The organism is Stenotrophomonas sp. HMWF003, from assembly GCF_003061285.1.
In the GTDB taxonomy this organism is placed as follows: Bacteria; Pseudomonadota; Gammaproteobacteria; order Xanthomonadales; family Xanthomonadaceae; genus Stenotrophomonas; species Stenotrophomonas maltophilia_AP.
On the sequence record NZ_QAIW01000473.1, the window covers coordinates 363 to 4,065 of the forward strand.

The 3,703-nt window shown below is 67.0% G+C and carries 4 protein-coding genes; 2 read left to right on the forward strand and 2 right to left on the reverse strand.

Annotated features, from left to right (window positions below; all coding sequences use genetic code 11):
* Together DBR34_RS21110 and DBR34_RS21115 are read right to left on the reverse strand one after the other, a co-directional pair.
* Positions 1-744, reverse strand: a 744-nt coding sequence (locus DBR34_RS21110) for a homocysteine S-methyltransferase family protein (protein ID WP_258224235.1), incomplete at its 3' end; no start/stop codon positions are given.
* Between the two features lie 8 nt (positions 745-752).
* Entirely contained in the window at positions 753-1,682 is a 930-nt protein-coding gene (locus DBR34_RS21115; RefSeq protein WP_128098235.1) for a metalloregulator ArsR/SmtB family transcription factor, read from the reverse strand.
* Positions 1,683-1,831: 149 nt separating this feature from the next.
* Between DBR34_RS21115 and DBR34_RS21120 the strand changes: the two genes are divergently transcribed.
* Positions 1,832-2,980: an acyl-CoA dehydrogenase family protein gene (locus tag DBR34_RS21120; RefSeq protein ID WP_128098236.1), complete on the forward strand. Its 1,149-nt coding sequence runs from the start codon at positions 1,832-1,834 to the stop codon at positions 2,978-2,980.
* 104 nt (positions 2,981-3,084) lie between these two features.
* Entirely contained in the window at positions 3,085-3,378 is a 294-nt protein-coding gene (locus DBR34_RS21125; protein WP_128098237.1) for a hypothetical protein, read from the forward strand.
* Positions 3,379-3,703 lie beyond the last annotated feature (325 nt).

Consider the following 3,703-nt stretch of genomic DNA (forward strand, 5'->3'; position numbering starts at 1 on the left):
GCGCCCGGACGCGTCGGTGATGGTGCCGGAGATCATGATCGGCAGGCGCGCGCCGCGGTCGTCGAAGGCTTCTTCGATGGCGTACAGGGCGGCCTTGGCATTGAGCGTGTCGAAGATGGTTTCCACCATCAGCGTGTCCGCGCCGCCGTCGATCAGCCCGTCGATGGCTTCGCGGTAGGTCTCGCGCAGCGCATCGAAACTGGTATTGCGGAACCCGGGGTCATTCACGTCCGGGCTGATCGAGGCGGTGCGGCTGGTGGGCCCCAGCACGCCGATCACGAAGCGCGGCTTGTCCGGGGTGGTCGCGGCAACCGCGTCGCAGCACGCACGGGCGACGGCCGCGCCGGCCTTGTTGAGCTCGTAGACCAGGTGCTCCAGGTGATAGTCGGCCTGGCTGACCGAGGTGGCATTGAAGGTATTGGTCTCCACCAGGTCCGCGCCCGCTTCCAGGTAGGCGGTGTGGATGCCGGCGATCACCTCCGGCTTGCTGAGCAGCAGCAGGTCGTTGTTGCCTTTCAGGTCGTGGCCTTCGGGGGTGGCGTGGTCGCAGCCGGCGCCATGCACATGCGCCACGTGGGTGCTGTCGTAGCCATCGACGAAGCGCGCGCCCCGGTAGTCGTCTTCCTGCAGCCCGTGGCGCTGGATCATCGTGCCCATCGCGCCGTCGATGATCAGGATGCGCCGGGCAAGCGCTTCCTGCAGGGCGTGGACGCGATCGGGGTGCAACCAGGGCAGGGACGACATGGCGGGCCTCAGGGTTTGGTGGCGATCAGCGAAATGACTTCGAAATGCGGCGGGCGCTTCTCGCGGGTGACGGTTTCCAGGTTGGAGACCACCAGCCCGGCCTTCTCGGCAAACTTGCGCAGTTCCTTGTCCGAGAAGCCCAGGTTGACGTGGCCGTACGCATCCACGGCGGCCTTGTGCTCGTGCCGGGCCAGGCTGCACAGCAGCAGACGCCCACCCGAGCGCAGTACGCGCGCGCCTTCGGCCACGGCCTGGGCCGGCTTGGCCGCGTACGTCAGGGCGTGCATCAGCACCACCAGGTCGAAGCTACGGTCCTTGAACGGCAGGGCATGCATGTCGCCTTCGCGCACTTCCACGTTGGCCAGGCGGCGCAGGCGCTCGCTGGCGGCGGCCACCACGCGCGCGCTGGTGTCGATGCACACGTAGCGCTTGGCGTGCGGGGCGACCAGTTCGGCCAGCACGCCGTCACCGGAGGCGATGTCGAGCACGTCGCCGGTTTCCAGCAGCGGCAGTGCAGTGCGCGCCAGCGCCGCCCAGGTGCGGCCGGGCGAGTAATGGCGCTCCATGTCGCCGGCGACGCTGTCGGCCCAGTTCTGGTCGGCCGCGCGGCTGGCCAGCACGGCCGCCACGCGTTCAGCATCCTGGCGCAGCAGCGGGTCGTCGCTGCCGGTGCTCAGGGCATGCCACAATGCCCGCTGGGCGGGGTCCAATGCGACATCGTCAAACCGGTAGTACGCCGACACCCCGGCGCGGCGGTCGCGCACCAGCCCCGCTTCCTTGAGCCGGGCCAGGTGGGTGGACACGCGTGGCTGGGCCAGCGTGGTGATGGCCGACAGCTCGGCCACGGTCAGTTCTTCCTGCTCCAGCAGTGCCAGCAGGCGCACGCGGGTGGCGTCGGCGAATACTTTCAGCCGGATCGACCAGTCCTCAAGATCCATAAATATCTACCTATCGCGATATAGAGATATTTTCGTCCCTGGCCGGGGTGGGGTCAAGTCAGCCGGTATTGCCCGCCCCCCGGTACAATCGCGCCACCTGGACGCGCGCTGCGCGGCCATAAAAATCACCATGTTCCCGGGAGGGTGTTGTGGATTTCAGTTTTACCGAAGAGCAGCTGATGCTGCAGGACGTTGCGCGCCGGATCGCGCAGGAAAAGATCGCGCCGAGCGCCGAACATCATGACCGTACCGGCGAATTCCCGCTGGACAACATCCGCCTGCTGGGTGAAAACGGCCTGATGGGCATCGAAGTGCCGGCCGAGTACGGCGGCGCGGGCATGGACCCGATTGCCTACGTGCTGGCGATGGTGGAGGTCGCCGCCGGCGACGCAGCGCATTCGACCATCATGTCGGTCAACAATTCGCTGTTCTGCAACGGCATCCTGACCCATGGCAGCGAAGCGCAGAAGCAGAAGTACGTGCGCGCCATCGCCGAGGGCGAGGCCATCGGCGCGTTCGCGCTGACCGAGCCGCAGTCCGGTTCGGACGCCACCGCCATGCGCTGCCGCGCGGTGAAGCAGGCCGACGGCACCTTCGTGATCAACGGCAAGAAGAGCTGGATCACCTCCGGCCCGGTCGCCAAGTACATCGTGCTGTTTGCGATGACCGACCCGGAGCAGGGCGCGCGCGGCATCACCGCCTTCATGATCGACACCGACAAGGCCGGTTTCCACCGCGGCAAGACCGAGCCCAAGCTCGGCATCCGCGCCTCGGCCACCTGCGAGATCGAGTTCCAGGACTACGTGGCCAGCGCCGACGAAGTGCTGGGCAAGGAAGGCGAGGGCTTCAAGATCGCCATGGGCGTGCTCGACGCCGGCCGTATCGGCATCGCCTCGCAGGCCATCGGCATCGCCCGCGCTGCCTATGAAGCGACCCTGGAGTACGTACGGGACCGCAAGGCCTTCGGTGCGGCCATCGGCACCTTCCAGATGACCCAGGCCAAGATCGCCGACATGAAGTGCAAGCTGGACGCAGCGCTGCTGCTGACCCTGCGCGCGGCATGGGTGAAGGGCCAGGGCAAGCGTTTCAGCAACGAGGCGGCCATCGCCAAGTTGACCGCCTCTGAAGCAGCCATGTGGATCACCCACCAGGCCGTGCAGATCCACGGCGGCATGGGCTACTCCAAGGAAATGCCGCTGGAGCGGTACTTCCGTGATGCCAAGATCACCGAGATCTACGAGGGCACCTCGGAAATCCAGCGGCTGGTGATCGCGCGCAACGAGACCGGGTTGCGCTGATGTCGCGGGCCACGACCGTCGGTCGTGGCCTTCCGGGCAGGTGCCGACCGTCGGTCGTCACGCGGGTGAGGCAGAATGTGCCCTCGTTTTTTGCCGGACATTCCATGCTCATCTACCGAGGCGCAGGTTTCCTGACCCTGCTCACCCCCATCGCCACGTTGCTGCTGCTGATGTGGCTGTGGCCCGATCCTGCCGTTGCCAAGGGCAACACCTCGCTGACCCAGCTGCTGATCGGATTCGGCATCGGCGCGGCCATCAATGTGCTGCTGGGTCTGGTGCTCAACCGTGGCCCGCGCGCCCCGGGTGAGCGGGCCCGCCATCATTTCTTCTTCGTGCCGATGCAGTGGCCGTCGCTGGCGATCGTGATCGCCTGCGCCGCCGTAGCGCTGCTGCGCTGAGCGGCACTGCCGGCCGCTGGCCGGCAACCAGGCGGTCCATGTACACCAGGGTAGCGCCGGCCGCTGGCCGGCAACCAGGCGGTGCATGCACATCAGGGTAGTGCCGGCCGCTGGCCGGCAACCACGCGGTGCATGCACATCAGGGTAGTGCCGGCCGCTGGCCGGCAACCAGGCGGTCCGTGCATGGCACGTATCTGGAGGAGCCGGCCAGCGGCCGGCACTACCGCATCCAGGCATGCATCCGAACATGCGCCCGCCGATGAAGGCTGTACCGTCCGGCAATGCACCGCCCACAAAAAAGTGGACGTAGATCCGGGTAGTGCCG